The sequence below is a fragment of the Streptomyces endocoffeicus genome, assembly GCF_016741935.1.
Classification (GTDB): Bacteria; Actinomycetota; Actinomycetes; order Streptomycetales; family Streptomycetaceae; genus Streptomyces; species Streptomyces endocoffeicus.
This window is the reverse complement of record NZ_JAERRG010000001.1, coordinates 1,209,192-1,236,177: the sequence shown is the minus strand read 5'-3', so window position 1 is coordinate 1,236,177 and position 26,986 is coordinate 1,209,192. Positions and strand designations below refer to the sequence as shown.

Annotated in this window: 2 protein-coding genes and 1 pseudogene; all 3 read right to left on the bottom strand. The window is 71.6% G+C overall.

The window, feature by feature from the left end; all coding sequences use genetic code 11:
* Position 1: 1 nt before the first annotated feature.
* Positions 2 to 5,863 (bottom strand): type I polyketide synthase, encoded by a 5,862-nt coding sequence (locus tag JK364_RS04775; RefSeq protein ID WP_201847777.1) that lies wholly within the window; start codon positions 5,861 to 5,863, stop codon positions 2 to 4.
* A 105-nt stretch (positions 5,864 to 5,968) separates the two neighbouring features.
* Positions 5,969 to 12,532, bottom strand: a pseudogene (locus JK364_RS04770) (type I polyketide synthase); the annotation flags it as partial.
* An 86-nt stretch (positions 12,533 to 12,618) separates the two neighbouring features.
* The gene (locus tag JK364_RS04765; protein WP_201847773.1) at positions 12,619 to 26,961 is read right to left on the bottom strand and encodes a type I polyketide synthase; all 14,343 of its coding nucleotides are present in this window, start codon (positions 26,959 to 26,961) and stop codon (positions 12,619 to 12,621) included.
* Between the last annotated feature and the right edge of the window lie 25 nt (positions 26,962 to 26,986).

Here is a 26,986-nt window from a genome sequence, read left to right as displayed (position 1 = left end):
ATCACCGTGTGCCCCCATGCGCGTGCTCTCCGTCGCTTTCGCTTCGGCCCAGGTCCTGGTCGATGAACTGGAAGATCTCGTCGGCCGTGGCGTCCTGAATACGGCCGGCCGCTTGGCCCTCCTCCGTCCCGCCGCCGTGCAGGGCGCCCAGTTTCGACAGCGTGGACTGAAGGCGCTTCAGCAGCGCCGCATGCGCCGTCTCGTCCTGGGCCACGGAAAGCAGCGCGCTTTCCAGCCTGTCGATTTCACCCAGCACCGGGGGAAGCGGATCCACCTCCTCGGGCGCCAATTCCGCATGCAGATGGACGGCGAGCGCGGCCGGATTCGGGTGGTCGAAGATAAGGGTGGTGGCCAGCCGCAGCCCGGTCACGGCCGTCAGCCTGTTGCGCAGCTCGATCGCGGTCAGCGAGTCGAAGCCGAGCTCCAGGAAGCCGCGCTCGGTCTGGATCCGCCCCGGGTCGGAGTGGCCCAGCGCCGCCGCGGCATGGGTGAGGACCAGATTGAGCAGCGTACGGCGCTGCTCCTCCACCGGCAGCGCGGCCAGATGACCGGCCCAGTCGGTGTGCGGCCGGGCCGTGGCCGCGGTACGCCGGGCCGTACCGCCACCGGTGAGCGCCCGCAGCGGAGCGGGCAGGGTGAGCGCCGGCTGGCCCGCCAGTGCCCGTACGTCCAGGTCGATGGCGATCAGATGGTGGTGGCCGTGGCGCACGGCGGCGTCCAGCAGCCCCAGCGCCCGCTCGCCGGACATCGCCCCGATGCCCGACCGGCTCATCCTGGCCCGGTCCGTCTCCCCCAGATGCCCGGTCATCCCGCTGGCGTCGGCCCACAGGCCCCACGCCACCGAAAGCCCCGGCAGGCCGAGGGCGCGGCGCCGGGCGGCCAGGGCGTCGCAATAGGCGTTCGCCGCGGCGTAGTTGGACTGCCCCGAGGCGCCCAGTGTGCCCGCCGTGGAGGAGAACATCACAAACAGGGACAGCGGCAGCTCCGCGGTCGCGGCGTGCAGATGGGCCGCGGCCGTGGCCTTCGGACGCCACACCCGCGCCAGCCGCTCCGGGGTCTGGGTGGTGAGGACGGCGTCGTCCAGCACCCCGGCCGCGTGGACCACACCGGTCAGCGGATGCGCGGGATCGACCCCGGCCACCAGATCGGCCACCGCGTCCGGGTCGGTGACATCGGTCGCGGTGATCCGTACCTGAGCCCCCAACTCGGCGAGCCGGTCGGTGAGTTCATCGGCGCCGGCGGCCTCCGGGCCGCTCCGGCTCACCAGCAGCAGATGCCTGACGCCCCATGTGCGCACCAGGTGTTCGGCGACCTGAGCGCCCAGAGTTCCGGTGCCACCCGTGATCAGCACGGTGCCCTCGGCGTCGAGTCCGGCGGTTCGCCGCTCGTCCTGACCCTCCGTGGCCGGGCTGGGGGCGGCCGTCGCGCGGACCATCCGGGGCACCAGCACCCGTCCGTCCCGCACCGCCACCTGGGGCTCATGCGCGTCGATCGCGCGCACCACGGCCTCCACGAGGCCCTGGCGGCCCTCGTGGTCCTCCCGGCCCTCGGCGAGGTCGAGCAGCACAAACCGGCCCGGGTTCTCCGACTGGGCGCTGCGGATCAGCCCCCACGCTCCGGCACCGGACGGGTCCAGTGCGATGGCGTCGGTGTCGTCGGCGCTATTGGCGTCTTCGGTGTCATGGGTGTCATCGGTGTCATCGGTGTCCATGCCGGGATGGGCCGCCGCCACCGCGCCCCGTGTGACGACCACCAGCCGTGTGTCGGCCAGCGCCGGGCGCCGCAGCCAGGACTGCACCAGGCCCAGCAGCTCCTCGGTCGCCCCCAGCCCGTCCCCGTGGTCACCCTCGGCGGCGTACGGATGGGCCAGGACGACGGCAGGGGCGGGCTCGCCCGCGTTGACGGCCTCGATCAGCGCCTCCAGGTCCGGGTGGCACGCCATGGCATCGCCCGTGTCCGCCTGGACCGGCTCCGCCAGCCCCAGCCGGTCCTCGCCCAGCACCACCCAACCGCCGTCGCCGACCACCGAGGTGGGGGACGGCGCGGTGGCCGGAGCGGGCAGTGGCGTCCAGTCGAGGGTGAACAGCCCGTCCACGGCACGGGCGGCCGTGCGCGGCCGGTCCGTCGCGGCAGGACGGGTCACCAGCGAGTCGACCGTCAGCACCGGCGCGCCCACCGTGTCCGCCACCGTGAGGCGCAGCGACTGCCGCTCCTCGTCCCGCGACAGCCGGACCCGTACGGTGGCCGCCTCGGTGGCCCACAGGGACACGCCGTTCCAGGCGAACGGCAACCACACCTGGTCGTCGTCCTCCTGCCCCTCGGGCCGGTCCATCAGCAGCGACGGATGCAGTGCCGCGTCCAGCAGCACCGGATGGATGCCGAATCCGTCCCGGCCTCCCGCGGCATCGGGCAGTGCCACCTCGGCGAGGACATCCCCGCCCTGGCGCCATGCGGCCGTCAGGCCCTGGTACGCCGGGCCGTATCCGTACCCCGCCGCCATCACCTGCTCGTAGAAGGCGCCGACGTCCAGCGGCTCCGCGCCCGGCGGCGGCCATGCCCCGCCCAGGCCCTCCACCGGGGCGGGGGCGTCGGCGGCGGGCGCGAGCACGCCCACCGCATGACACACCCACCCCGCGTCCAGGCCGGAATCGAGGGCCAGGGCGTGGCCGACGCCGTTGGACCCGTCGGGATGCCCGACGCCGTCGGGGCGGTCGGGGCGGTCGGGGCGGTCGGGACGTGAGTACATCCGCACCTCACGCCGCCCATCCTCCGCCGCGGCACCCACCACCACCTGCACCCGCAGCCCACCGGACTCGGGCAGCGCCAGCGGAACCTGCAGCGCCAGCTCCTCCACCCCGCCGCAGCCGACCTCGTCGGCCGCCCGCAGCGCCCACTCCACCAGCATCGCGCCCGGCGCCAGCACCGCACCCGCCACCACATGCTCGGCGAGCCATGGATGGGACCGGGTGGAGATCCGGCCGGTGAGCACGTGAGTGGTGCCGTCGGCGAGCTCCACGGCCGCGCCGAGCAGCGGATGCCCGGCGGCCGTCAGCCCCAGATCGGCCGGGTCGCCACCCGGCCCGCCCTCTCCGTCCAGCCAGTACCGCTCACGCTGGAAGGCGTAGGTGGGCAGGTCGATGACGCGGGGTGTGGGGTCGGTGCGGAACCAACGGGTCCAGTCGACGGGGACTCCGGCGGTGAACGCCTGCGCCACGGACCGTGCCAGCTGGGCCGGTCCACCGTGGTCGCGCCGCAGGGTAGGGATGGTGACCGCGTCGACCCCCGCCTCCTCGATGCTTTCCTGCATGCCGATGGTGAGGACGGGGTGGGTGCTGGCTTCGATGAATACGCGGTGGCCGTCGTCGAGGAGTGCTCGTACGGCGTCGGCGAAGCGTACTCGTTCACGGAGGTTCTTGACCCAGTACGCGGTGTCGAGCTCGCTGGTGTCCATGCGGGTGCCGGTGACGGTCGAGTAGAACGCCACCTGGCCCGGCACCGGCTTGACCCCGGCCAGGAGCTCGTTCAACTCGGCTGCGATTTCGTCGACTTGGGCGCTGTGGGAGGCGTAGTCGACGTCGATGAGTCGGGCGCGGTGGCCTGTTTGTTCGCATGCGGTGACGGCGTGGGCGACCTGGTCCGGTGGTCCGGAGACCACCACGGACCCGGGTCCATTGACGGCGGCGAGGCCTACGTTGTGGGCATCTTCGCCGAGTTTGGCGAGGAACTCCTGTGCCTGGTTTTGGCTGAGGGTGAGGGAGGCCATGGCGCCGTGGCCGGCGAGGCGGCGGAGGGCGTGGGCGCGGAGGGCGACGATGCGGGCGCCTTCGTCGAGGGAGAGGGCTCCGGCGACGCAGGCGGCGGCGATTTCGCCTTGGCTGTGGCCGACGACGGCGGTGGGGGTGACGCCGTGGTGGTCCCATACGGCGGCGAGGGAGACCATGACGGCCCAGAGGACTGGCTGGACGACGTCGACGCGGGCGAGGTCTGTGGCGTTGATTCCGCCGCGCAGGACTTCGGTCAGGGACCAGTCCACATGCGGGGTGAGGGCTTGTTCGCATTCGGTTACGCGGGTGGCGAAGGCGGGGGAGGTGGCCAGGAGTCCGGCGCCCATGCCGAGCCATTGGGAGCCCTGGCCGGGGAAGACCAGGACCGGGCCCATGCCGCCGCTGGTGGTGGTGGTTGGTTCGATGATGGTGGGGTGGGTGTTGCCGGTGGCGAGGGCGTTGAGTCCGGTCAGGAGTTGGTCGCGGTGTTCGCCGATGATGACGGCGCGGTGGTCGAAGACGGACCGGGTGGCGATCAGCGACCAGCCGACTTCCGCCGCTGATGCTTCGGGGGCGGTGGCCACCCGCTCGGCCAGTGCCCGTGCCTGACCGCGCAATGCCTCAGCACCACGCCCGGAGACCACCCACGGCACCACACCACCCGCCGCAACACCGCTCCCCGACGTGTCCAGCGCGGGGGCGACCTCGGCCGGTTCGGGTGCCTGCTCCAGGATGAGATGGGCGTTCGTACCGCTGATGCCGAACGACGACACCCCCACACGGCGCGGCCGTCCGTTCGCCGTCCACTCGACCGGTTCGGTCAGCAGCCGTACCTCGCCCGCACCCCAGTCCACATGCGGTGTCGGCTCGTCGATGTGCAGCGAGACGGGGAGCACCTCATGCCGCAGGGCCTGCACCATCTTGATGATGCTCGCCACCCCGGCGGCGGCCTGCGTATGCCCGATGTTGGACTTGATGGAGCCCAGCCACAGCGGCCGGTCCTCCGGCCGGTCCTTTCCGTACGTGGCCAGCAGCGCCTGCGCCTCGATGGGGTCGCCCAGCGTCGTGCCCGTACCGTGCGCCTCCACCGCGTCCACCTCGGACGGCGACAGCCCCGCGTTGACCAGGGCCTGCCGGATCACCCGTTGCTGCGAGGGCCCGTTCGGCGCCGTAAGACCATTCGACGCACCATCCTGGTTGACCGCCGAGCCCCGGATCACCGCGAGCACCCGGTGCCCGTTGCGCCGCGCGTCCGACAGCCGCTCCAGCAGCACCAGACCGACGCCCTCGGAGAAGCCCGTGCCGTCGGCGGCCGCGGCGAACGCCTTGCACCGACCGTCCGGGGAGAGCGCGCGCTGACGCGAGAACTCGGTGAACCCACCGGGTGTGGCCATCACCGTCACTCCGCCCGCGAGCGCCAGCGTGCACTCGTCCTGCCGCAGCGCCTGCACCGCCAGGTGCGTGGCCACCAGTGACGACGAGCACGCCGTGTCCACCGTGACCGCGGGCCCCTCCAGGCCGAACGAGTACGACACCCGGCCCGAGACCACGCTGCCGAGGTTCCCGGTGGCCACATAGCCCGCCGAGTCGCTCGTCGTCTGGCCGATCAGCGACAGATAGTGGTACGAGTCCACCCCGGCGAACACTCCGGTGGCACTGCCGCTCAGCGCCTCCCGCGTGAGCCCCGCGCGCTCGAACGCCTCCCACGCCGTCTCCAGCAGCAGCCGCTGCTGCGGATCCATCGCCGCGGCCTCACGCGGGCTGATCCCGAAGAACTCGGCGTCGAAGTCGGCCACATCGCGCAGAAATCCGCCCTCGCGGGCGCTGCTGGTACCGGCGTGCTCCGGATCCGGGTCGTAGAGGTTCTCCAGGTCCCAGCCACGGTCCTCGGGAAACGAGGAGATGACGTCCACGCCCTCGTCCACCACCCGCCACAGGTCCTCGGGGGTCGCCACATCGCCGGGGAAGTGGCAGGCCATCCCGACGATGGCGATGGGCTCCCGGGCGCGGTCCTCGACCTCGCGCAACTGCCGCCTGGCCAGACGCAGATCGGCGGTCGCCCGCTTGAGATAGCTGCGGAGCTTCTCGTCATCCGTCATATCGCATCAACCCGATCGTCACGGCTGTCCTGATTCAGCGGTCCTGGTCCAGCGGTCCTGGTCCAGCGGTCCTGGTCCAGTGGTCCTGATTCATCGGTCCTGAATTCATCGGAGACCGTCGTCGGAGGGGACGGTCAGCTCGTTGTCGAGCGCCCGGAACAACTCCTCGTCGCTGGCCGACGCCAGATCCTCCTCGGCGTCGTCGTCGCCGTCCGCGTCCTGCCACGGGCCGTCCGCCTTGCGCAGCAGTTCGCGCAGCCGCGCCGCGATCCGGGCCCGTTGCTCCCGGTCGGTGATCCCCCCGGTCAAGGCGGCGTCGAGGGAGTCGAGGCCGGTGAGGAGCGAGTCCGCCGACGCCGTCCCGGCCGGGGCCAGGAGCTCCTCCAGCAGACGCACCACCGCGGTGGGCGTGGGGTGGTCGAAGACCAGCGTGGCGGGCAGCCGGAGACCGGTGGCGGCGCCCAGCCGGTTGCGCAGCTCCACGGCGGTCAGCGAGTCGAAGCCCAGCTCCCGGAAGTTCTGGGCGGGGTGGATGGCATCCGCCGTGTCATGGCCCAGCACCGTCGCCGTGGCGTTGCGCACCAGCTTCAGGAGCGCCTGCTGGCGGTCCTCCCCGGACATGGCGGAGAACACCTCCGCCGGTGCCGCCCCGCCCGAGGCGACGGCTCCGGTGGCCGCCTGCGGGGCGGCGCCGCGTACGAGGCTCCTGAAGAGGGGCGGCAGATCGTCGGCATGGGCCTCACGCCGCATGGTGGCCAGGTCGAGCCGGATGGGCGCAAGGGTCGGCAGGCCGCTGTCGAGCGCGATGTCGAGCAGTGCGAGACCCTGTTCGGTCTCCAGTCCCACCATCCCGGCCCGCGCCAGCCGTGCCCGGTCGGTGTCGGTCATTCCCCCGGTCATGCCGGTGGCCTGGGCCCAGTACCCCCAGGCCAGGGAGGTGGCGGGCAGGCCCTGGGCATGGCGGTGCACGGCGAGCGCGTCCAGGAAGGCGTTGCCCGCCGCGTAGTTGCCCTGGCCCGCGGCGCCCAGCAGCCCGGCCGCCGCGGAGAACAACACGAACGCCGACAGCCCGGCGTCGCGGGTGAGTTCATGCAGATTCCACGCCGCGTCGGCCTTCGCCCGCAGCACCTCATCGAGCTGATCGGGCGTGAGTGCCTCGACGGTGGCATCGCGCAGCAGCCCGGAGGCGTGGACGACGGCGGTGAGCGGATGGCGGTCGGGAACGGTCTCCAGCAGTTTGGCCAGGGCGGCCCGGTCGGCCGCGTCACACGCCACGATGGAAACGTGCGCGCCGAGCTCGGTCAGCTCGGCCGCCAGCTCCGTGGCCCCCGGGGCGTCGAGTCCCCGGCGGCTGATGAGCAGCAGCCGCCGTACGCCGTGGTGGGCCACCAGATGGCGGGCGGTGGCGGCGCCGAGGGTGCCCGTGCCACCGGTGATGAGGACCGTGCCCTCCGGGTCGAGGACGGTCGGGAGCGTCAGGACGATCTTGCCGATGTGGCGGGCCTGGCTGAAGTAACGAAACGCCTCGGGGGCCCTGCGGATGTCCCACAGCGTGGTCGGCAGCGGTTGCAGCGTCCCGTTCTCGAACAGCGTCGACAACTCGGCCAGCATCCGCTGGATACGGTCCGGACCCGCGCCGCCGACCAGGTCGAACGCGCGATAGCCGACCCCCGGATACCGGGCGCCGACCTCCTCGGGGTCGCGGACGTCCGTCCGGCCCATGTCGATGAAGCGACCGCCGGGGGCCAGCAGCCGCAAGGACGCGTCCATGAAGTCACCGGCCAGGGAGTTGAGCACCACATCGACGGATCCGGCGGCGGCACGGAACCCCTCCTCGAAGTCGAGGGTGCGCGAGGAGGCGATGTGGCGGTCGTCGAAACCGCGCTCCCGCAGGGCGTGCCACTTCGCGGGTCCCGCCGTGGCGAACACCTCGGCCTCCCAGTGGCGAGCCAGCTGCACGGCCGCCAGTCCCACCCCACCGGTGGCCGCGTGCAGCAGCAGCTTCTCCCCGGCCCGCAGCCCCGCGAGATCGGCGAGACCGTAGTAGGCCGTGAGGAAGGCGGACGGTGTGGTGGCCGCCTGCGCGTAGGACCACCCCGTGGGGATCCCGGTGATCATCCGGACGTCGGTGACCACCAGCGACCCGGTGCCGTTGAACAGGCCCATGACCCGGTCGCCCACCGCGAACTCATCGGTGTCCGGCCCCACTTCGACGACCACGCCCGCACCGTCGCCGCCCAGTGGCCTGGGGTCCTCCACCATGCCCAGCGCCACGACGACGTCATGGAAGTTCACCCCGCCCGCCCGAAGTGCCACCCGGACCTCGCCCCGGTCCAGCGGGCGGGTGTTGTCCGGGCAGTCCACCAGCGCCAGCTGATCCAGGCTGCCGTGGCCCGTCAACCCCAGACGCCACGTGGCCGACCCCTCCGGCGGGGTGAGCCGCTTGGCCGCGTCGTCGTGGACGAGTCGCGGTACGTACGCCACCCCGTCGCGCAGCGCCAGCTGGGGCTCGCCCGAGGCCACGGCGTCGGACAGGGCTCGTAGCGAGTCGTCCCGTGCGTCGAGGTCGAGCAGCAGGACCCGGCCGGGGCTCTCCGACTGGGCGCTGCGCACCAGACCCCACACGGCGGAGGCAGGCAGATCGTGGACATCGTCATGACTCTGCGGGGCGACCGCCCCACGGGTGACCACCGCCAACCGGGCGTCGGCGCATTCGGGAGCGACGAGGAACTCCCGCAACACCCCGAGGGCCTCCCTGCTCAGGTCATGGGCGCGCTCCATCGGATCGCACCGGCCATCGGCGGAAGAGCCGAAGAAGGCGAACACCACATCGGGGGCCGGGGCCCCGCTCGCCACCGCCGCCCGCACGGCGGCCAGATCCGGGAGGTGGGAGGCGTCGGGCAGCGCCTCGGCCAGCGGACCGCCGTCCGGGCCGATCACGGCTGAACGGCATGCCGGGGCGCCCTCGACCGGTGTCATCCGCGTCCAGGCCAGCTGGAACAGCGAGTTCCTGCCCGCCGCACGGGCCCGGCCCAACCGCCCGTCCGGCACCGGACGCAGCATCAGATCGTTCACGACGGCCACCGGCGCGCCGGTTGGATCGGCCGCGAACAGGGTGAGGCGGTCCGATGCCGTCGGGGTGATGCGGATCCGCAGGGTGTCCGCGCCGGTGGCGCGCAGCCGCAGACCGCTCCAGGTGAACGGGAGCAGGATCCGGTGCGCGTCCTCGGAGTCGGGGGCGACGTCCAGGGCACGGGCGTGCAGCGCGGCGTCGAACAGGGCGGGATGGATGCCGTACGCGGCCGCGCCCTCGCGCTCCCCCTCGGGCAGGGACACCTCGGCGTAGATGTCGCCGTCCAGTCGCCACGCGGCGGTGAGGCCCTGGAAGGACGGTCCGTAGTGGTATCCGTGGTCGGCGAGTCGCTGGTAGAAGTCCTCGACGGGGAGCGGTGTCGCCCCTGGAGGCGGCCAAGCGCCGGGCAGAGCAGGGGAGTTGGATGCGGCGGTGGTGGCGAGCGCCCCGGTGGCATGCCGGGTCCAGGCCGTGTCCCCGGTGTCGGCCGCCGGCCGTGAATGCACCGTGATCGGACGCTCACCGGTGTGATCGGGAGCGGCCACGGCGATCTGCACATCGACCGCCTCGCCCTGCGGAATCACCAATGGTGCGTGCAGGGTCAGCTCCGCCACATGGTCACAGCCGGTCCGCGCGGCCGCGTGCAGGGCGAGTTCGGCGAAGGCGGTGCCCGGCAGCAGGACGGTGTCCAGCACCCGGTGGTCGTTCAGCCACGGATGGGTCCGCGGCGACAGCCGGCCGGTCAGCAGATGGGCGCCGCCCTCCGCGAGTTCCACGGCGGCGCCGAGCAGCGGATGCTCCGCGGACCCCAGCCCGAGGTCGCCCGGGTCGCCACTGTGGCCACCCCGCCCGTCCAGCCAGTACCGGCGCCGCTGGAAGGCGTAGGTGGGCAGGTCGATGACGCGGGGTGTGGGGTCGGTGCGGAACCAGCGGGTCCAGTCGACGGTGACTCCGGCGGTGAACGCCTGCGCCACCGAGCGCATCAACTGGGCGTGGTCGCCGTGGTCCCGGCGCAGGGTCGGCACCGCGGCCGCGGGCACACCGGCTTCCTCGAAGGTCTCCTGCATGCCGATGGTGAGGACGGGGTGGGTGCTGGCTTCGATGAATACGCGGTGGCCGTCGTCGAGGAGCGCTCGTACGGCGTCGGCGAAGCGTACTCGTTCGCGGAGGTTCTTGACCCAGTACGTGGTGTCGAGCTCGCTGGTGTCCATGCGGGTGCCGGTGACGGTCGAGTAGAACGCCACCTCCGCCTGGACGGGCTCGATCCCCGACAGCACCTCCCGCAACTCCTCGGCGATGGCATCCACTTGGGCGCTGTGGGAGGCGTAGTCCACGTCGATGAGTCGGGCGCGGTGGCCTGTTTGTTCGCATGCGGTGACGGCGTGGGCGACCTGGTCCGGTGGTCCGGAGACGACCACGGACCCGGGTCCGTTGACGGCGGCGAGGCCTACGTTGTGGGCATCTTCGCCGAGTTTGGCGAGGAATTCCTGTGTCTGGTTTTGGCTGAGGGTGAGGGAGGCCATGGCGCCGTGGCCGGCGAGGCGGCGGAGGGCGTGGGCGCGGAGGGCGACGATGCGGGCGCCTTCGTCGAGGGAGAGGGCTCCGGCGACGCAGGCGGCGGCGATTTCGCCTTGGCTGTGGCCGACGACGGCGGTGGGGGTGACGCCGTGGTGGTCCCATACGGCGGCGAGGGAGACCATGACGGCCCAGAGGACTGGCTGGACGACGTCGACGCGGGCGAGGTCTGTGGCGTTGATTCCGCCGCGCAGGACTTCGGTCAGGGACCAGTCCACATGCGGGGTGAGGGCTTGTTCGCATTCGGTTACGCGGGTGGCGAAGGCGGGGGAGGTGGCCAGGAGTCCGGCGCCCATGCCGAGCCATTGGGAGCCCTGGCCGGGGAAGACCAGGACCGGGCCCATGCCGCCGCTGGTGGTGGTGTTTGGTTCGATGATGGTGGGGTGGGTGTTGCCGGTGGCGAGGGCGTTGAGTCCGGTCAGGAGTTGGTCGCGGTGTTCGCCGATGATGACGGCGCGGTGGTCGAAGACGGACCGGGTGGCAATCAGCGACCAGCCGACTTCCGCCGCTGATGCTTCGGGGGCGGCGGCCACGCGATCGGCGAGTGCCTGTGCCTGACCGCGCAATGCCTCAGCGCCACGTCCAGACACCACCCACGGCACCACACCACCAGCCGACACGCCGTCGCTGTCGCCGTCGGCCGGCACCGTTGCGACGGATGGCGTTTCGGCGGGGGCGGGTGCCTGCTCCAGGATGAGATGGGCGTTCGTACCGGAGATCCCGAACGCGGACACACCGGCCCGGCGCGGACGCTCCCCACGCGGCCACGCGACCGGCTCGGTCAGCAGCCGTACCGCCCCCGACCCCCAGTCGGCGTGTGGTGTCGGCTCGTCGATGTGCAGCGAGGCGGGCAGCAGTTCGTGCCGCATCGCCATCACCATCTTGATCACACTGGCCGCACCGGCGGCGGCCTGCGTGTGCCCCAGGTTGGATTTGATCGAGCCCAGCCACAGCGGCCGGTCCTCCGGCCTGCCCTGGCCGTACGTGGCCAGCAGCGCCTGCGCCTCGATCGGATCGCCCAGGGTGGTCCCGGTGCCGTGTCCGTCGACCGCGTCCACCTCGGCCGTGGACAGCTGCGCGTTGGCCAGGGCCTGCCGGATCACCCGCTGCTGCGAGGGCCCGTTCGGCGCCGTAAGACCATTGCTGGCTCCGTCCTGGTTGACCGCGGAACCCCGGATCACCCCGAGGACACGGCGGTTGCGGCGCCGCGCCTCACACAGGCGCTCCAGGACGATCAACCCGGCGCCCTCACCCCATCCGGTGCCATCGGCGGCCGCCGCGAACGGCTTGCAGCGGCCGTCGGGGGCCATGCCACGCTGCCGGGAGAACTCGATGAACGCGCCGGGCGTCGCCATCACGGCCACCCCACCGGCCAGGGCCAGATCGCATTCGCCGCTGCGCAGGGCCTGACACGCCAGATGAATGGCGACCAGCGACGAGGAACACGCGGTGTCCACCGTGACCGCGGGCCCCTCCAGGCCGAGCGAGTATGCCACCCGGCCGGACACCACACTGCCGAGGTTCCCGGGCCCGACGTACCCCTCCACCTCGCTCGTGATGTCGCCGATGACCGACAGATAGTCATGCGAACCGACCCCGGCGAACACCCCGGTGTTGCTGCCGCCCAGCGACGCCCGGTTGAGCCCGGCGCGTTCGAACGCCTCCCACGCGGTCTCCAGCAGCAGCCGCTGCTGCGGGTCCATGGCCTGGGCCTCGCGGGGACTGATGTCGAAGAAGGCCGCGTCGAACTCGGTCGCGTCGTAACAGAATCCGCCCTGGTCCACATACGACTTCCCGTAGCTTTCGGGATCCGGGTCAAACAGCTCCTCAACGCCCCAACCCCGGTCCGCGGGAAAGCCGGAGACGGCGTCCTCGCCGTCCCGCACCAGCCGCCACAGCTCCTCCGGCGACCGCACCCCGCCCGGATAGCGGCAGGCCATGCCCACGATCGCGATAGGCTCCGGCTCGGCGGACTCGGCCTCCCGCAGACGCTCACGGGTCTGGCGCAACTCGGCCGTGACCCACTTGAGGTGGTCGAGCAGCTTCTCTTCGTTCGACATCTAGCGGAGGCTCCTTGGCGCGTCGCGGAGGATGGGGGTCATCTGGCTCACGACTTTCCGAGCTCGTCGGACCTTCCGAACTCGTCGGAGATGAGGTCGAAAATGTCTTCTGCCGTCGCCGTCTCGAGCTCGCTGTGGGCCGCGGAACGCTCCGTTTCCCGTTCCGTGTCGCTCCACTTGGCCAGCAGCAGCCGCAGTCGCCCGGTGATCCGGCGACGGGCCGCCTCGTCCACCGCCGAGGGCTCCGAGACCGAGTCCCACCGGTCGAGCTCCGACAGCAGATGCCCCTCGGAGGTCAGCTGCCCCTCGACGAGCCGCTCGCGCAGATAGTCGGCCAGCTCCTTGGGCGTGGGGTGGTCGAAGACCAGAGTGGGCGGAAGGTCGAGACCGGTGGCGGCGGAGAGCCGATGCCCGAATTCGACGGCCGTGAGGGAGTCGAACCCCAGCTCCTGGAACGGCTGGGCGGGTGGGATCGCGTCGATGGTGGGATGGCCGAGGACCGCGGCGGCATGCGTCTGGATGTGGTGGAGCAGGAGCTGATGCTGCTGGGCGGGGGAGCTGGTGGCCAGTTGCCGCTGAAGCGAGCTGCTCAACGCCGCGTCGGCGTCCGGGGTGGCATCGGCGCCCGGTGTCGCGGTGGCGGCCAGGTCGGACAGCAGCGGGCTGGGCCGCTGCGCGGTGAAACCGGCCGGGAACCTCTCCCAGTCGATGTCCGCGATGGTGATCGTGGTGTCGCCGTGGTTCAGGGAGTGCTGGAGCGAGGCGATGGCGAGATCGGTGTCCAGGGGACGCATCCCACGCCGGCGGTAGTAGTCGATGACGGCCTCGTCGGCGGCCATGCCCGCATCGCTCCACGGTGCCCAGGCGAGGCTGGTGGCGGGCAGGCCACGGGCGCGGCGGTGCTCGGCGAGGGCATCGAGATAGGCGTTGGCGGCGGCGTACGAGGGCTGTCGGCTGCCGCCCCACGCGGCCGCGCCGGACGAGAAGAGCACAAAGGCGCTGAGGTCGAGATCCTCGGTGAGCTCATGGAGATGGGCGGCCGCGAGCGCCTTGGGCCGCAGCACCGCCTCGATCCCCGGAAGGTCGAGCTCGGCGAGCGGGGTGTTCTCCGCGAGCCCGGCGGCGTGGACGACAGCGGTGAGGGGGTGTTCGGCGGGGACGGTGTCGAGGAGGTGCTGGAGTGCGGCGCGGTCGGACACGTCGCAGGCGGTGACGGTGACGGCCGTGCCCAACGCGGTGAGTTCTTCGGTGAGTTGGGTGACGCCGGGGGCGTCGGGGCCGGAGCGGCTGACGAGGTGGAGGTGGGGTGCGCCGTGGCGGGCGAGCCAGCGGGCCACATGGGCGCCCAGACCGCCCGTGCCGCCGGTGATCAGGGTCGTACCGGCGGGGCGCCACACGGCGGGCGCGGTGTCCGGGCAGGCCGCGCGCTCCAGTCGGCGGGCCAGGACGGTGGCGCGGATCGCCACCTGGTCCTCGGGATGGCCGGGCGCCAGTACGGCGGCGATACGGGCGGCTGCGCGGGCGTCCAATTCGGCCGGGAGGTCGATGAGACCGCCCCAGAGGTGGGGATGTTCCAGCGCCGCGACCCGGCCCACACCCCAGATCTGGGCCTGGTGCGGGTGGGGGAGCGGATCGGTGGCGGTGGCGGCCACCGCACCCTGGGTGACGCACCACAGGGGCGCGATGAGCGGCGTCTGGCTGAGGGCCTGGACAACGGCGGCCGTCGCGGCCAGCCCGGTGGGGACGGCCGGGTGGTCGGGGTGGGGCGCCTGATCGAGCGCGAGCAGACTCAGAATGCCCTCGGGTGTGCTGCCATCGGGGAGGTGTGAGAGCAGCGGGGCGAGGGCGTCGCGTCGGGCGTCTACGCCATCGAGCGACAGGACTTCATGAGCCGCGCCATGGGCATCCAGCGCCTGGACGGTGGCGTGGACGGCCGGGTGCTCCTCCAGACCCGAGGGGACGAGCAGCAGCCAGGTCCCGCTGAGGGTCGGCGCGGTGGCGGGGTCCGGCAACTGCTTCCACGCGACGCGGTAGCGCCAGGAGTCGATGGTGGACCGCTCGCGGTGCCGACGCCGCCAGGTCGACAGCACGGGGAGCGCGGGCAGCAGCGCGTCGACGCCGGGGCTGTCCTTCTCCAGCTGGAGTGTGCTGGTGAGGGCGTCGACGTCGAGCTCCTCGATGGCATGCCAGAGCCTGGCCTCGGCCGGGTGGTGGCCGTTGAGATGACCATCGGCGCGCGGAGCGGGCGGGGCGAGCCAGTAGTGCTGGTGGTGGAAGGCGTAGGTGGGGAGGTGGATGGTGCGGGGGGTGGGGGTGGCGGGGTACCAGCTGGTCCAGTCGATGGTGGTGTTGTTGGTGTGGAGTTGGGCGAGGGTGTGGGTGAGGGCGTGGGTGTCGGGTTGTTTGTGGGTGAGGGTGGAGGTGATGAGGGGTGTCGGTTGGTTGGTGGGGTTTTCGGTGGTGTGGTGGTGGAGGGTGTGGTGGGTTGCGGTGGTGAGGATGGGGTCGGGGCTGAGTTCGAGGTAGGTGCTGGTGTGGGGTGTGGTGTGGGTGATGGCGGGGTGGAAGTGGACGGGTTGGCGGATGTGTTGGGTCCAGTAGTCGGGGGTGGTGATGTGGTCGTCGGCTGGTTGTCCGGTGAGGTTGCTGATGAGGGGGATGGTGGGTGGGTGGTAGGTGAGTCCGCTGATGGCTTCCTTGAAGGGCTGCAGGATGGGGTCCATCAGGGGGGAGTGGAAGGCGTGGCTGACGGTCAGTGTCCGGGTCTTGCGGCCTTTGGCCGCCCAGGTGGTGCTGATCTCGGCGACGAGGTCTATGGGTCCGGAGATGACGGTGTTGCCGGGGGTGTTGAGGGCGGCGATGGTTACTTGGCCGTTGTGTGCGGCGAGGTCGTCGGTGAGTTCGTCGGTGGTGGCGGCGATGGTGGCCATGCCTCCGCCGTCGGGGAGCTGGCCCATGAGGGTGGCGCGGGCGGCGACGAGGCGGGAGGCGTCGGGGAGGTTGAAGACTCCGGCGATGTGGGCGGCGGCGATTTCGCCGATGGAGTGGCCGATGACTGCGTCGGGGCGTACGCCGAGGGAGTCGAGGAGTCGTGCCAGGGCGATGTGCAGGGCGAAGAGTCCGGCTTGGGCGTACGTCGTGTGGTCCAGTAGTGCCGCCTGTTCGGGGTCGCGGCTGAAGACCAGTTCCCTTAGCGGGTGTTCGAGGTGTGGGTCGAGGAGGGCGCAGACCTCGTCGAAGGCTTCGGCGAAGACGGGGAAGCGGTCGTAGAGTTCGGCGCCCATGCCGGGGCGCTGGCTGCCCTGCCCGCTGAACAGGAAGACCGTCTGACCCGTGGAATCGGCGGTCTCTCCGGCGTGTACGAGACCCGGATGTGGTTCTCCGGCGGCCAGTGCCTCCAGCCCCGCCATCAGCTCTTCACGGTCCTGGCCGATGACCACGGCCCGGTGGTCGAAGAGCGTCCTGGACCGCAGTAGCGACCATCCCACCTCAGCGGCGCTCACCTCGGGCTCGCTGATGATGTGCCCGGTCAGGGCCCGCGCCTGGCCCCGTAGCGCCGCGTCGCTCTGTGCGGAGATCACCCAGGGCACCACACCAGTGACGTCCGATACGGGGGCGGGCTCGATCGGCTCGGGGGCCTGCTCAAGGATGAGATGGGCGTTCGTCCCGGAGATGCCGAAGGAGGAGATTCCCGCCCGGCGGGGCCGTTCGCCCTGGGGCCAAGGGACGGGTTCGGCGAGCAGGCGCAGGTGGCCCGCGCTCCAGTCGACATTCGGGGTCGGTTCGTCGATGTGCAGTGACGCGGGCAGCACCCCGTGGCGCATCGCCATCACCATCTTGATGACCCCGGCCACTCCGGCGGCGGCCTGAGTGTGGCCGATGTTGGACTTGATGGAGCCGAGCCACAGCGGACGCCCCTCGGGCCGCTCCTGGCCGTACGTGGCCAGCAGCGCCTGCGCCTCGATCGGATCGCCGAGGGTGGTCCCGGTGCCATGTGCCTCCACGGCGTCCACCTCGGACGGTGACAGCCGGGCGTTGGCGAGCGCCTGCCGGATCACCCGCTGCTGCGAGGGCCCGTTCGGTGCGGTGAGCCCGTTGCTGGTGCCGTCCTGGTTGACGGCGGAGCCACGGACGACGGCGAGCACGTGGTGGCCGTTGCGCCGCGCGTCCGACAGCCGTTCCAGCAGGACGAGACCGACGCCCTCGCCCCACACCATGCCGTCCGCCGCGGCCGCGAACGGCTTGCACCGCGCGTCGGGCGCCAGACCGCGCTGCCGGGAGAACTCGATGAACGCGCCCGGGGTGGCCATCACCGTCACCCCGCCGGCCAGGGCCATCGTGCATTCGCCCTGTCGCAGCGCCTGGGCGGCCAGATGCATGGCCACCAGCGAGGACGAGCACGCCGTGTCCACCGTGACCGCCGGGCCTTCGAGGCCGAAGGAGTAGGCCACCCGGCCGGACACCACACTGCCGATATTGCCCGTGGCGACATAGCCTTCGACGTCGCTCGCCGTATCGCCGGTGAGGGAGATGTAGTCCTGGGACGTCACCCCCGCGAATACGCCGGTGTCGCTGCCCGCGAGTGTGTCCCGGTCCAGGCCCGCGCTCTCGAAGGTCTCCCAGGCGGTCTCCAACAGCAGCCGCTGCTGGGGGTCCATGGCGACCGCCTCGCGCGGGCTGATGCCGAAGAACCCGGGATCGAACTCGGCCGCCTGGTAGAGGAATCCGCCCTCGCGGACGTAGCTCGTCCCCGCACGGTCGGGGTCGGGGTCGTAGAGCGCGTTCAGATCCCAGTTGCGGTCGGTGGGCATCTCCGCGATGGCATCGCGGTGCGCCATGACCAGGTCCCACAGCTCCTTCGGGGAGTGTGCGTCGCCGGGGTAGCGGCAGGCCATGCCGACGATCGCGATCGGTTCGTCCTGGGCGGCCGTGGTCGGGGTGTGAGCGGCGACGGCCATCTGCTGGCCCGTGAGTTCGGCGCGCAGATACGTGGCGAGGGCGTTGGGTGTGGGGTGGTCGAAGACGAGGGCGGGAGCGAGGTCGATTCCGGTGGCGGTGGCGAGCTGGTTGCGCAGCTCCACGGCGGTCAGGGAGTCGAACCCGAGCTCCTGGAACGGCTGGCCGGGCGGAATGGCGTCCGGCCCGGAATGCCCCAGGATCGAGGCGGCGAGGGACTGGATCCGCTCGAGGAGGAGCTGGTGCTGCTGCTCGGGGGTGGCGGCGGAGAGCCGCTGCTGGAGCGAGGTGCCGGCGGATGTGCTGGCGGACGTGCCGGCGGATGTGCCGGCGGTTCGCTCGGTGGAGTTGTCGGCGGCCGTGACCAAGTCGTCGAGCAGCGGGCTGGGGCGCTGGGCGGTGAACGCCGTCGGGAACTTCTCCCAGTCGATGTCCGCCACGGTGACCGTGGTGTCACGGTGGTCCAGGGCGTGCTGGAGCGATGCCACGGCCAGCTCCGGGCTGAGCGGAGACAGGCCGCGCCGCCCGTAGAACGCGAGCGCGGTCTCGTCGGCGGCCATGCCCGCGTCGCCCCAGGGGCCCCAGGCGAGGCTGGTGGCGGGGAGTCCCCGGGCGCGGCGGTGCTCGGCGAGGGCGTCGAGATAGGTGTTCGCGGCGGCGTAGGCCCCTTGCCGACTGCCGCCCCACGCGGCCGCCCCGGACGAGAAGAGCACGAAGGCGCTGAGATCGTGCCCCTGGGTCAGCTCATGCAGATGGGCGGCGGCCAGGGCCTTGGGCCCGAGCACATGCTGCAGCCGCTCCGGCCCCAGATCGGCGATGAGCTCGGTGTCCGACGTTCCGGCGGCGTGGATGACGGTGGTGAGGGGGTGTTCGGCGGGGATGGTGTCGAGGAGGTGCTGGAGTGCGGCCCGGTCGGAGGCGTCGCAGGCGGTGATGGTGACGGTCGTGCCCAAGTCGATGAGTTCTGCGGCGAGTTGGGCGGCGCCGGGGGCATCGGGACCGGAGCGGCTGATGAGGTGGAGATGGGGTGCGCCGTGGCGGGCGAGCCAGCGGGCGATCTGGGCGCCGAGGCCACCGGTGCCGCCGGTGATGAGCGTGGTGCCCGTGGGCTGCCAGGTCCTGGGGGCAGTGGTGGGCGTACCGGCCCTACGGAGGCGCCGGGCGTATCCGCCGGTGGCGCGGATGGCGGTCTGGTCCTCCCGACCACCGGGGGCGAGCAGGGCGGCCAGCCGGTCGGCGGTGTGGTGGTCGATGACGGTCGGGAGATCGATCAGGCCACCCCAGCGGCGAGGGTGTTCCAGGGCAGCGGCGCGGCCAAGTCCCCAGGTCTGCGCCTGCCGAGGGCTGGGGAGCGGATCGCCGGGACCGGTGGCGACGGCGCCCTGTGTGAGACACCAGAGTGGCGCCGGGATCTCGGCGTCGCCGAGGGCCTGGACGAGCACGGTGGCCGCGGCCAGCCCGGAGGGCACGGCGGCGTATTCGGGGTGCGGCTCCTCGTCGAGGGCGAGCAGACTCAGCACTCCGGTGGGTTCGCCCTCCGTGGCCAGACGGGTGAGGTGGTCCGCCAGGGCGTCGCGATGGACGGTACGAGTGTCGAGCACATGGCGGAGTGGAGTGGCGCCGTGGGCGGTCAGGGCCTGCACGGCGGTTGCCACGGCAGGGTGGTCGGACTGACCCGCGGGGATGATCAGCAACCAGGTGCCGGAGAGGTCCGGACGCGCGGAAGAGGTGGACAGGCGCTTCCAAGTGGTCCGGTACCGCCAGGAATTGATGACCGACCGCTCCCGGTGCTGCCGCCGCCAGGCGGACAGCGTCGGAAGAACAGCGCCCAGCATGGGCTGCTGGTCCGCCGGTGAGTCGATGGTCGCCGCCAGGGCATCCAGATCCTCGCGCTCCACCGCCTCCCAGAACTCCCTGTCGACCAGAGCCGCCTCCGTGGGCGCCGGGGCCGAGGAAGAGCCGGACGACAGCCAGTAGTGCTGGTGGTGGAAGGCGTAGGTGGGGAGGTCGATGGTGCGGGGGGTGGGGGTGGCGGGGTACCAGCTGGTCCAGTCGACATCGACACCGGTGGTGTGCAGCCGGGCGAGGGTGTGGGTGAGGGCCTGCCCTTCGGGCTGCTTTCGGGTGAGGGTGGAGGTGATGAGCGGTGTTGTGGGGTTGTTCTGGTGGAGGGTGTGGTGTGCGGCGGTGGCGAGGACGGGGTCGGGGCCGAGTTCGAGGTAGATGCTGGTGTGGGGTGTCGTGTGGGTGATGGCGGGGTGGAAGTGGACGGGTTGGCGGATGTGCTGGGCCCAGTATTCGGGCGTTGCGATGTGTTCGTCCGCCGGTTGTCCGGTGAGGTTGCTGATGAGGGGGATGGTGGGTGGGTGGTAGGTGAGTCCGCTGATGGCTTCCTTGAAGGGCTGCAGGATGGGGTCCATCAGGGGGGAGTGGAAGGCGTGGCTGACGGTCAGTGTCCGGGTCTTGCGGCCTTTGGCCGCCCAGGTGGTGCTGATCTCGGCGACGAGGTCGACGGGTCCGGAGATGACGGTGTTGGTGGGGGTGTTGAGGGCGGCGATGGTTACCTGGCCGTTGTGTGCGGCGAGGTCGTCGGCGAGTTCGTCGGGGGTGGCGGCGATGGTGGCCATGCCTCCGCCCCCGGGAAGCCCTCCCATCAGGGTGGCGCGGGTGGCGACGAGGTGGCAGGCATCGGGGAGGTCGAAGACTCCGGCGATGTGGGCGGCGGCGATTTCGCCGATGGAGTGGCCGATGACGGCGTCGGGGCGTACGCCGACGGAGTCGAGGAGTCGTGCCAGGGCGATGTGCAGGGCGAAGAGTCCGGCTTGGGCGTAGGTGGTGTGATCCAGCAGCCCGGTACGCTCAGGGTCGGTGTCGAAGACCACCTGCCGTAGCGGGTGTTCCAGATGCGGATCGAGCAGACTGCAGACCTCGTCGAAGGCTTGGGCGAAGACGGGGAAGCGGTCGTAGAGTTCGGCGCCCATGCCGGGGCGTTGGCTGCCCTGCCCGCTGAACAGGAAGACCGTCTGACCGGTGGCCTCCGCGGTCTCCCCGGGCTCCACCAGACCCGGATACGGCTCTCCGGCCGCCAGTGCCTCCAGCCCCGCCACCAGCTCTTCACGGTCCCGGCCGATGATCACCGCCCGGTGGTCGAAGAGCGTCCTGGACCGCAGCAGGGACCACCCCACCTCAGCGGCACTCACCTCGGGGTCGGCGTTCACCCGTTCGGCCAGCGCCCGCGCCTGACCCCGTAGCGCCTCCGTACCCCGCGCGGACACCACCCACGGCACGGGCCCACCCATCAGCTCCGCCGAGTCCGCCGAGTCCACCGGTCCCGCCTCGATGGCTCCGACCGCCGCGACCGGCTCCTCGGGCACCTGCTCCACGATGATGTGCGCGTTGGTCCCGCTGATGCCGAACGAGGAGACACCCGCCCGGCGTGGATGTTCGCCCCGTGGCCACTCCCGCGCCTCGGCCAGCAGGCTGACATCGCCCGCGTTCCAGTCCACGTGGGGTGTCGGTTCGTCGATGTGCAGTGAGGCGGGCAGCACCTCGTGGCGCATCGCCATCACCATCTTGATGACCCCGGCCACTCCGGCGGCGGCCTGGGTGTGGCCGATGTTGGACTTGATGGACCCCAGCCAGAGCGGACGCCCCTCGGGCCGTTCCTGGCCGTACGTGGCCAGCAGCGCCTGTGCCTCGATGGGATCGCCGAGCGTGGTGCCGGTGCCGTGTCCCTCCACCACATCGACCTCTGCCGGTGACAGTCGGGCGTTGGCGAGCGCCTGGCCGATCACCCGCTGCTGCGAGGGCCCGTTCGGCGCGGTGAGCCCGTTGCTGGTGCCGTCCTGGTTGACGGCGGAGCCCCGGATCACCGCCATTACCCGGTGGCCGTTGCGGCGCGCGTCCGACAGCCGTTCCAGCAGCAGTAGCCCGGCGCCCTCGCCCCAGCCGGTGCCATCGGCCGCCGATGCGAACGGCTTGCACCGGCCGTCGGCCGCCAGACCGCGCTGGCGGGAGAACTCGATGAAGGTGGTCGGGGTGGCCATCACCGTCACACCGCCCGCCAGCGCCATCGTGCATTCGCCCTGCCGCAGCGCCTGGGCGGCCAGATGCATGGCCACCAGCGAGGACGAACACGCCGTGTCCACCGTCACCGCAGGGCCCTCGAGGCCGAACGCATACGCCACCCGGCCGGACATGACACTCGGCGTACCGCCCGCGAGCAGATATCCCTCGACCCGCGCCGAGGAGTTGCCGGAGGCGCCGTAGCCCTGATAGGTGCCGCCCGCGAAAACGCCGGTGTTGCTGCCCGCGAGTGTGTCCCGGTCCACGCCCGCGCTCTCGAAGGTCTCCCAGGCGGTCTCCAGGAGCAGCCGCTGCTGCGGGTCCATGGCGAGCGCCTCGCGCGGGCTGATGCCGAAGAACGCCGCGTCGAACCCGGCCGCGTCGTGGAGGAAACCGCCCTCGCGCGCATAGCTGGTGCCCAGATGCTCGGGGTCGGGATCGAAGAGGTTGTCCAGATCCCAGTCGCGGTCGGCGGGCATCTCCCCGATGGCGTCCCGGCCCGCGACGACCAGCTGCCACAGCTCCTCCGGCGAGCGCACCCCGCCCGGGTAGCGGCAGGCCATCCCGACGATCGCGATCGGCTCGTCGTCGGCGGCCACGGACGACGCGTGGGTGGTGACGGCGGCCTTCTGCCCCGTGAGTTCGGCGCCCAGATACGTGGCGAGCGCATTCGGTGTCGGATGGTCGAAGACCAGCGCCGGAGCGAGGGCGAGGCCGGTCGTGGTGGCGAGCTGATTGCGCAGCTCGACCGCGGTGAGGGAGTCGAAGCCCAGCTCCTGGAAGGGCTGCCCCGGGGGAACCGCGTCCAGGCCGGAGTGGCCGAGGATCGTCGCTGCCAGGGTCTGGATATGGCGGACCAGGATCTGGTGGCGCTGAGCGGCGGGCGCCGCGCTGAGCCGTTGCCGCAGCGGATTGTCGTCGGCGGTGGCCGTGGCCGTGGCTGTGGGCGTGGCGGGCTCGGCGCTCGACGGCATCAGCCGGGTGAGCAACGGACTCGGGCGCTGCGCGGTGAACGTACGGCCGAACCTCTCCCAGTCGACATCCGCGATCGTGACGGCGGTGTCGTCGTGTGTCAGCGCGTGCTGCAGCGACGCGATGGCGAGCGCGGTCGGGAGAGGGGACAGACCACGCCGCTTGAGGTGGGAGAGCGTGTGCTGGTTGGCCGCCATGCCCGCCTCGCCCCACGGCCCCCAGGCGAGGCTGGTGGCGGGCAGTCCCCGGGCCCGGCGGTGTTCGGCGAGCGCGTCCAGGTAGGTGTTCGCGGCGGCGTAGGCGGCCTGTTGCCCACTGCCCCATGTCGCGGCGTTCGACGAGAAGAGAACGAAGGCCGTGAGATCGAGATTCTGGGTGAGGTCGTGCAGATGGGCGGCGGCCAGGGCCTTGGACCGCAGAACGGGCTGCAACCGCCCGGGGTCCAGCTCGCCGATCTCACCCAGTTCCATCGTGCCGGCGGTGTGGACGACCGCGGTGAGGGGATGTTCCTCGGGGACGGAGTCGATGAGCCGCCGGAGCGCCGCGTGGTCGGAGACATCGCAGGCGGTGATGGTGACGTCCGTCCCCAGCGCGGTGAGCTCCTCGCTGAGCTCGGACGCGCCGGGCGCGTCGGGCCCGGAACGGCTGACGAGGTGGAGACGGGGTGCGCCCCGGTCGGCCAGCCAGCGGGCGATCTGGGCGCCGAGACCGCCGGTGCCACCGGTGATGAGCGTGGTGCCCGACGGCTCCCAGGGGGCGGGGGCGGTGTCGGCGGCGGGCACCCGGGTGAGGCGGCGTGCGTACGTACCGGTGGTGCGGATGGCGACTTGGTCCTCGGGCTGCCCGGGGACGAGAAGGGCCGCCAGCCGACCCGCGGTGTGGTGGGTCATGGTGGCGGGCAGATCGATGAGACCGCCCCAGCGCTGCGGACGCTCCAGCGCGGCCACCCGCCCGAACCCCCAGATCTGCGACTGCTGGGGGTGGGGGAGGAGGTCGCCGCGGCCGGTGGCGACGGCGCCCTGCGTGACACACCACAGGGGCACGCTGATTCCGGCGTCATCGAGAGCCTGGAGGAGCGCGGTGGTGGCGCCGAGCCCGGCGGACACCGCGGAGTGGCCGGTGAGCGGTTCCTGGTCGAGGGCGAGCAGGCTGATGACCCCGGCGAGCTGGGACTCCTCGGTCAGCCGGTCGAGACCTTCACGGAACGCGGCGCGATCGATGTGATGAGCGTCGACCGCGTACGGGAGTGCCGTGGCGCCGTGCGCCCGCAGCGCTTGGAGGGTGACCTGGACCGTGGTGTGCTCCTCCTGCCCGGCAGGGACGACCACCAGCCAGATGCCCGTCAGGGCCGGGGCGGCCGGGTCGGGGAGCTGCTGCCACGTGGCCCGGTAGCGCCAGGAGTCGATGGTGGAGCGTTCCCGGTGTTGCCGTCGCCAGGCGGACAGTACGGGGAGTGCGGGCAGCAGGGCGTCGATGCCGGGGCTGTCCTCGTCCAGCTGGAGTGTGCTGGTGAGGGCGTCGACGTCGAGCTCCTCAATGGCATGCCAGAGCCGCGCCTCGGCCGGGTCCCCGGCAGCCCCCTCGAAGCTCGTACGGGCGGTGGGCTGGGCCAGCCAGAAGCGCTGGTGCTGGAAGGCATACGTCGGCAACCCGACGACCTGGGGGGCCGGGTCGGCGGGGTACCAGCTGGTCCAGTCGACATCGGCACCGGTGGTGTGCAGCCGGGCGAGGGTGTGGGTGAGGGCCTGTCCTTCGGGCTGCTTTCGGGTGAGGGTGGAGGTGATGAGGGGTGTCGGTCGGTTGGTGGGGTTTTCGGTGGTGTGGTGGTGGAGGGTGTGGTGGGTTGCGGTGGTGAGGATGGGGTCGGGGCTGAGTTCGAGGTAGGTGCTGGTGTGGGGTGTGGTGTGGGTGATGGCGGGGTGGAAGTGGACGGGTTGGCGGATGTGTTGGGTCCAGTAGTCGGGGGTGGTGATGTGGTCGTCGGCTGGTTGTCCGGTGAGGTTGCTGATGAGGGGGATGGTGGGTGGGTGGTAGGTGAGTCCGCCGATGGCTTCCTTGAAGGGTTCGAGGATGGGGTCCATCAGGGGGGAGTGGAAGGCGTGGCTGACGGTCAGTGTCCGGGTCTTGCGGCCTTTGGCCGCCCAGGTGGTGCTGATCTCGGCGACGAGGTCGACGGGTCCGGAGATGACGGTGTTGCCGGGGGTGTTGAGGGCGGCGATGGTTACCTGGCCGTTGTGTGCGGCGAGGTCGTCGGTGAGTTCGTCGGTGGTGGCGGCGATGGTGGCCATGCCTCCGCCCCCGGGGAGCCCTCCCATCAGGGTGGCGCGGGCGGCGACGAGGCGGGAGGCGTCGGGGAGGTTGAAGACTCCGGCGATGTGGGCGGCGGCGATTTCGCCGATGGAGTGGCCGATGACGGCGTCGGGGCGTACGCCGATGGAGTCGAGGAGTCGTGCCAGGGCGATGTGCAGGGTGAACAGCCCGGCCTGGGCGTACGTCGTGTGGTCCAGTAGTGCCGCCTGTTCGGGGTCGCGGCTGAAGACCAGTTCTCGTAGCGGGTGTTCGAGGTGTGGGTCGAGGAGGGCGCAGACCTCGTCGAAGGCTTCGGCGAAGACGGGGAAGCGGTCGTAGAGTTCGGCGCCCATGCCGGGGCGTTGGCTGCCCTGCCCGCTGAACAGGAACACTGTCTGCCCGACCGCCTCGGCGGCCCCGCCGGGGTGCACCAGACCCGGATGCGGTTCTCCGGCGGCCAGTGCCTCCAGCCCCGCCACCAGCTCCTCGCGGTCCTGGCCGATGACCACCGCCCGGTGGTCGAAGAGCGTCCTGGACCGCAGCAGGGACCACCCCACCTCAGCGGCACTCACCGCAGGGTCGGCGTTCACCTGTGCCACCAGCGCCCGCGCCTGACCCCGTAGCGCCTCCGTACCGCGCGCCGACACCACCCACGGCACCGGCCCGCCCACGTGCTCCGCCGGCCCCGCCTCAGTGTCCCCCTGTGCCGTCGCGCCCCCCTCCGGGGCCTGCTCCAGGATCAGATGGGCGTTTGTCCCGCTGATGCCGAACGACGAGACCCCCGCTCGCCGCGGATGCTCGCCCCGTGGCCACTCCCGGGCTTCGGTCAGCAGATGGACATCGCCCGCGTTCCAGTCCACATGGGGTGTCGGTTCGTCGATGTGGAGTGAGGCGGGCAGCACCTCGTGGCGCATCGCCATCACCATCTTGATGACCCCGGCCGCACCCGCGGCCATCTGTGCGTGTCCGATGTTGGACTTGATGGACCCCAGCCACAGCGGACGCCCTTCGGGCCGTTCCTGCCCGTACGTGGCCAGCAGCGCCTGCGCCTCGATCGGATCGCCCAGCGACGTACCCGTACCGTGTGCCTCCACCGCGTCCACCTCGGACGCCGACAGCCGGGCGTTGGCGAGCGCCTGCCGGATCACCCGCTGCTGCGAGGGCCCGTTCGGCGCGGTCAGGCCGTTGCTGGCGCCGTCCTGGTTGACTGCCGTACCCCGGATCACGGCCAGCACATGGTGGCCGTTGCGCCGCGCGTCCGACAGCCGTTCCAGCAGCAGAACGCCCACGCCCTCGGCCAGGGTCATGCCGTCGCTGTTCGCCGAGAACGCCTTGGACCTGCCGTCGGGCGCGAGCCCGCGCAACTCGCTGAAGCCGATGAACGGTGCCGTCGAGGACATCACGGCCACGCCTCCGGCGAGCGCCATATCGCATTCGCCCTGCCGGATCGCCTGGCAGGCGAGGTGCATGGCCACCAGGGAGGAGGAGCACGCGGTGTCCACCGTTACCGCGGCCCCCTCCAGGCCCAGGGTGTACGCCACCCGGCCGGACACCACGCTGGCCGAGTTGCCGATGGTGAAGTAGCCGGCCGAGCCCTCGGGCACCTGGGAGGCGTCGGAGCAGTAGTCGAGGTGATCGCAGCCGATGAAGGTGCCGGTCCGGCTGCCGCGCAGCGACTCCGGGTCGACCCCGGCGTGCTCGATGGCCTCCCAGGACGCCTCCAGGGCCAGTCGCTGCTGCGGCGCCATTCCGAGCGCCTCGCGGGGGCTGATGCCGAAGAACGTGGCGTCGAATCCCGCGGGGTTGTCGATGAACCCGCCCTCGCGCGTATAACTCGTCCCCGGGTGGTCCGGGTCGGGGTGGAAGAGATTCTCCAGATCCCAATTGCGGTCGGTGGGGAGTTCCGAAATGGCGTCCCGCTCCGTGGCGACCAGTTCCCACAGCTCTTCGGGGGACCGTACGCCTCCGGGGAAGCGGCAGGACATTCCCACGATGGCGACAGGCTCATGCCCCGCGGATTCGACATCCTTCAGACGGCGCTGCGTCTGCCGGAGATCCGCCGTCACCCGCTTCAGATAGTCGAGCAGCTTCTCTTCATCGCTCGCCATGGTCGGCCACCCCCACTTCCCTCGG

Bases quoted from the DNA above. Each gene is read 5' to 3' on its own strand.
- JK364_RS04775 (WP_201847777.1), bottom strand. From the start codon at position 5,863: ATGACGGATGACGAGAAGCTCCGCAGCTATCTCAAGCGGGCGACCGCC.
- JK364_RS04765 (WP_201847773.1), bottom strand. From the start codon at position 26,961: ATGGCGAGCGATGAAGAGAAGCTGCTCGACTATCTGAAGCGGGTGACG.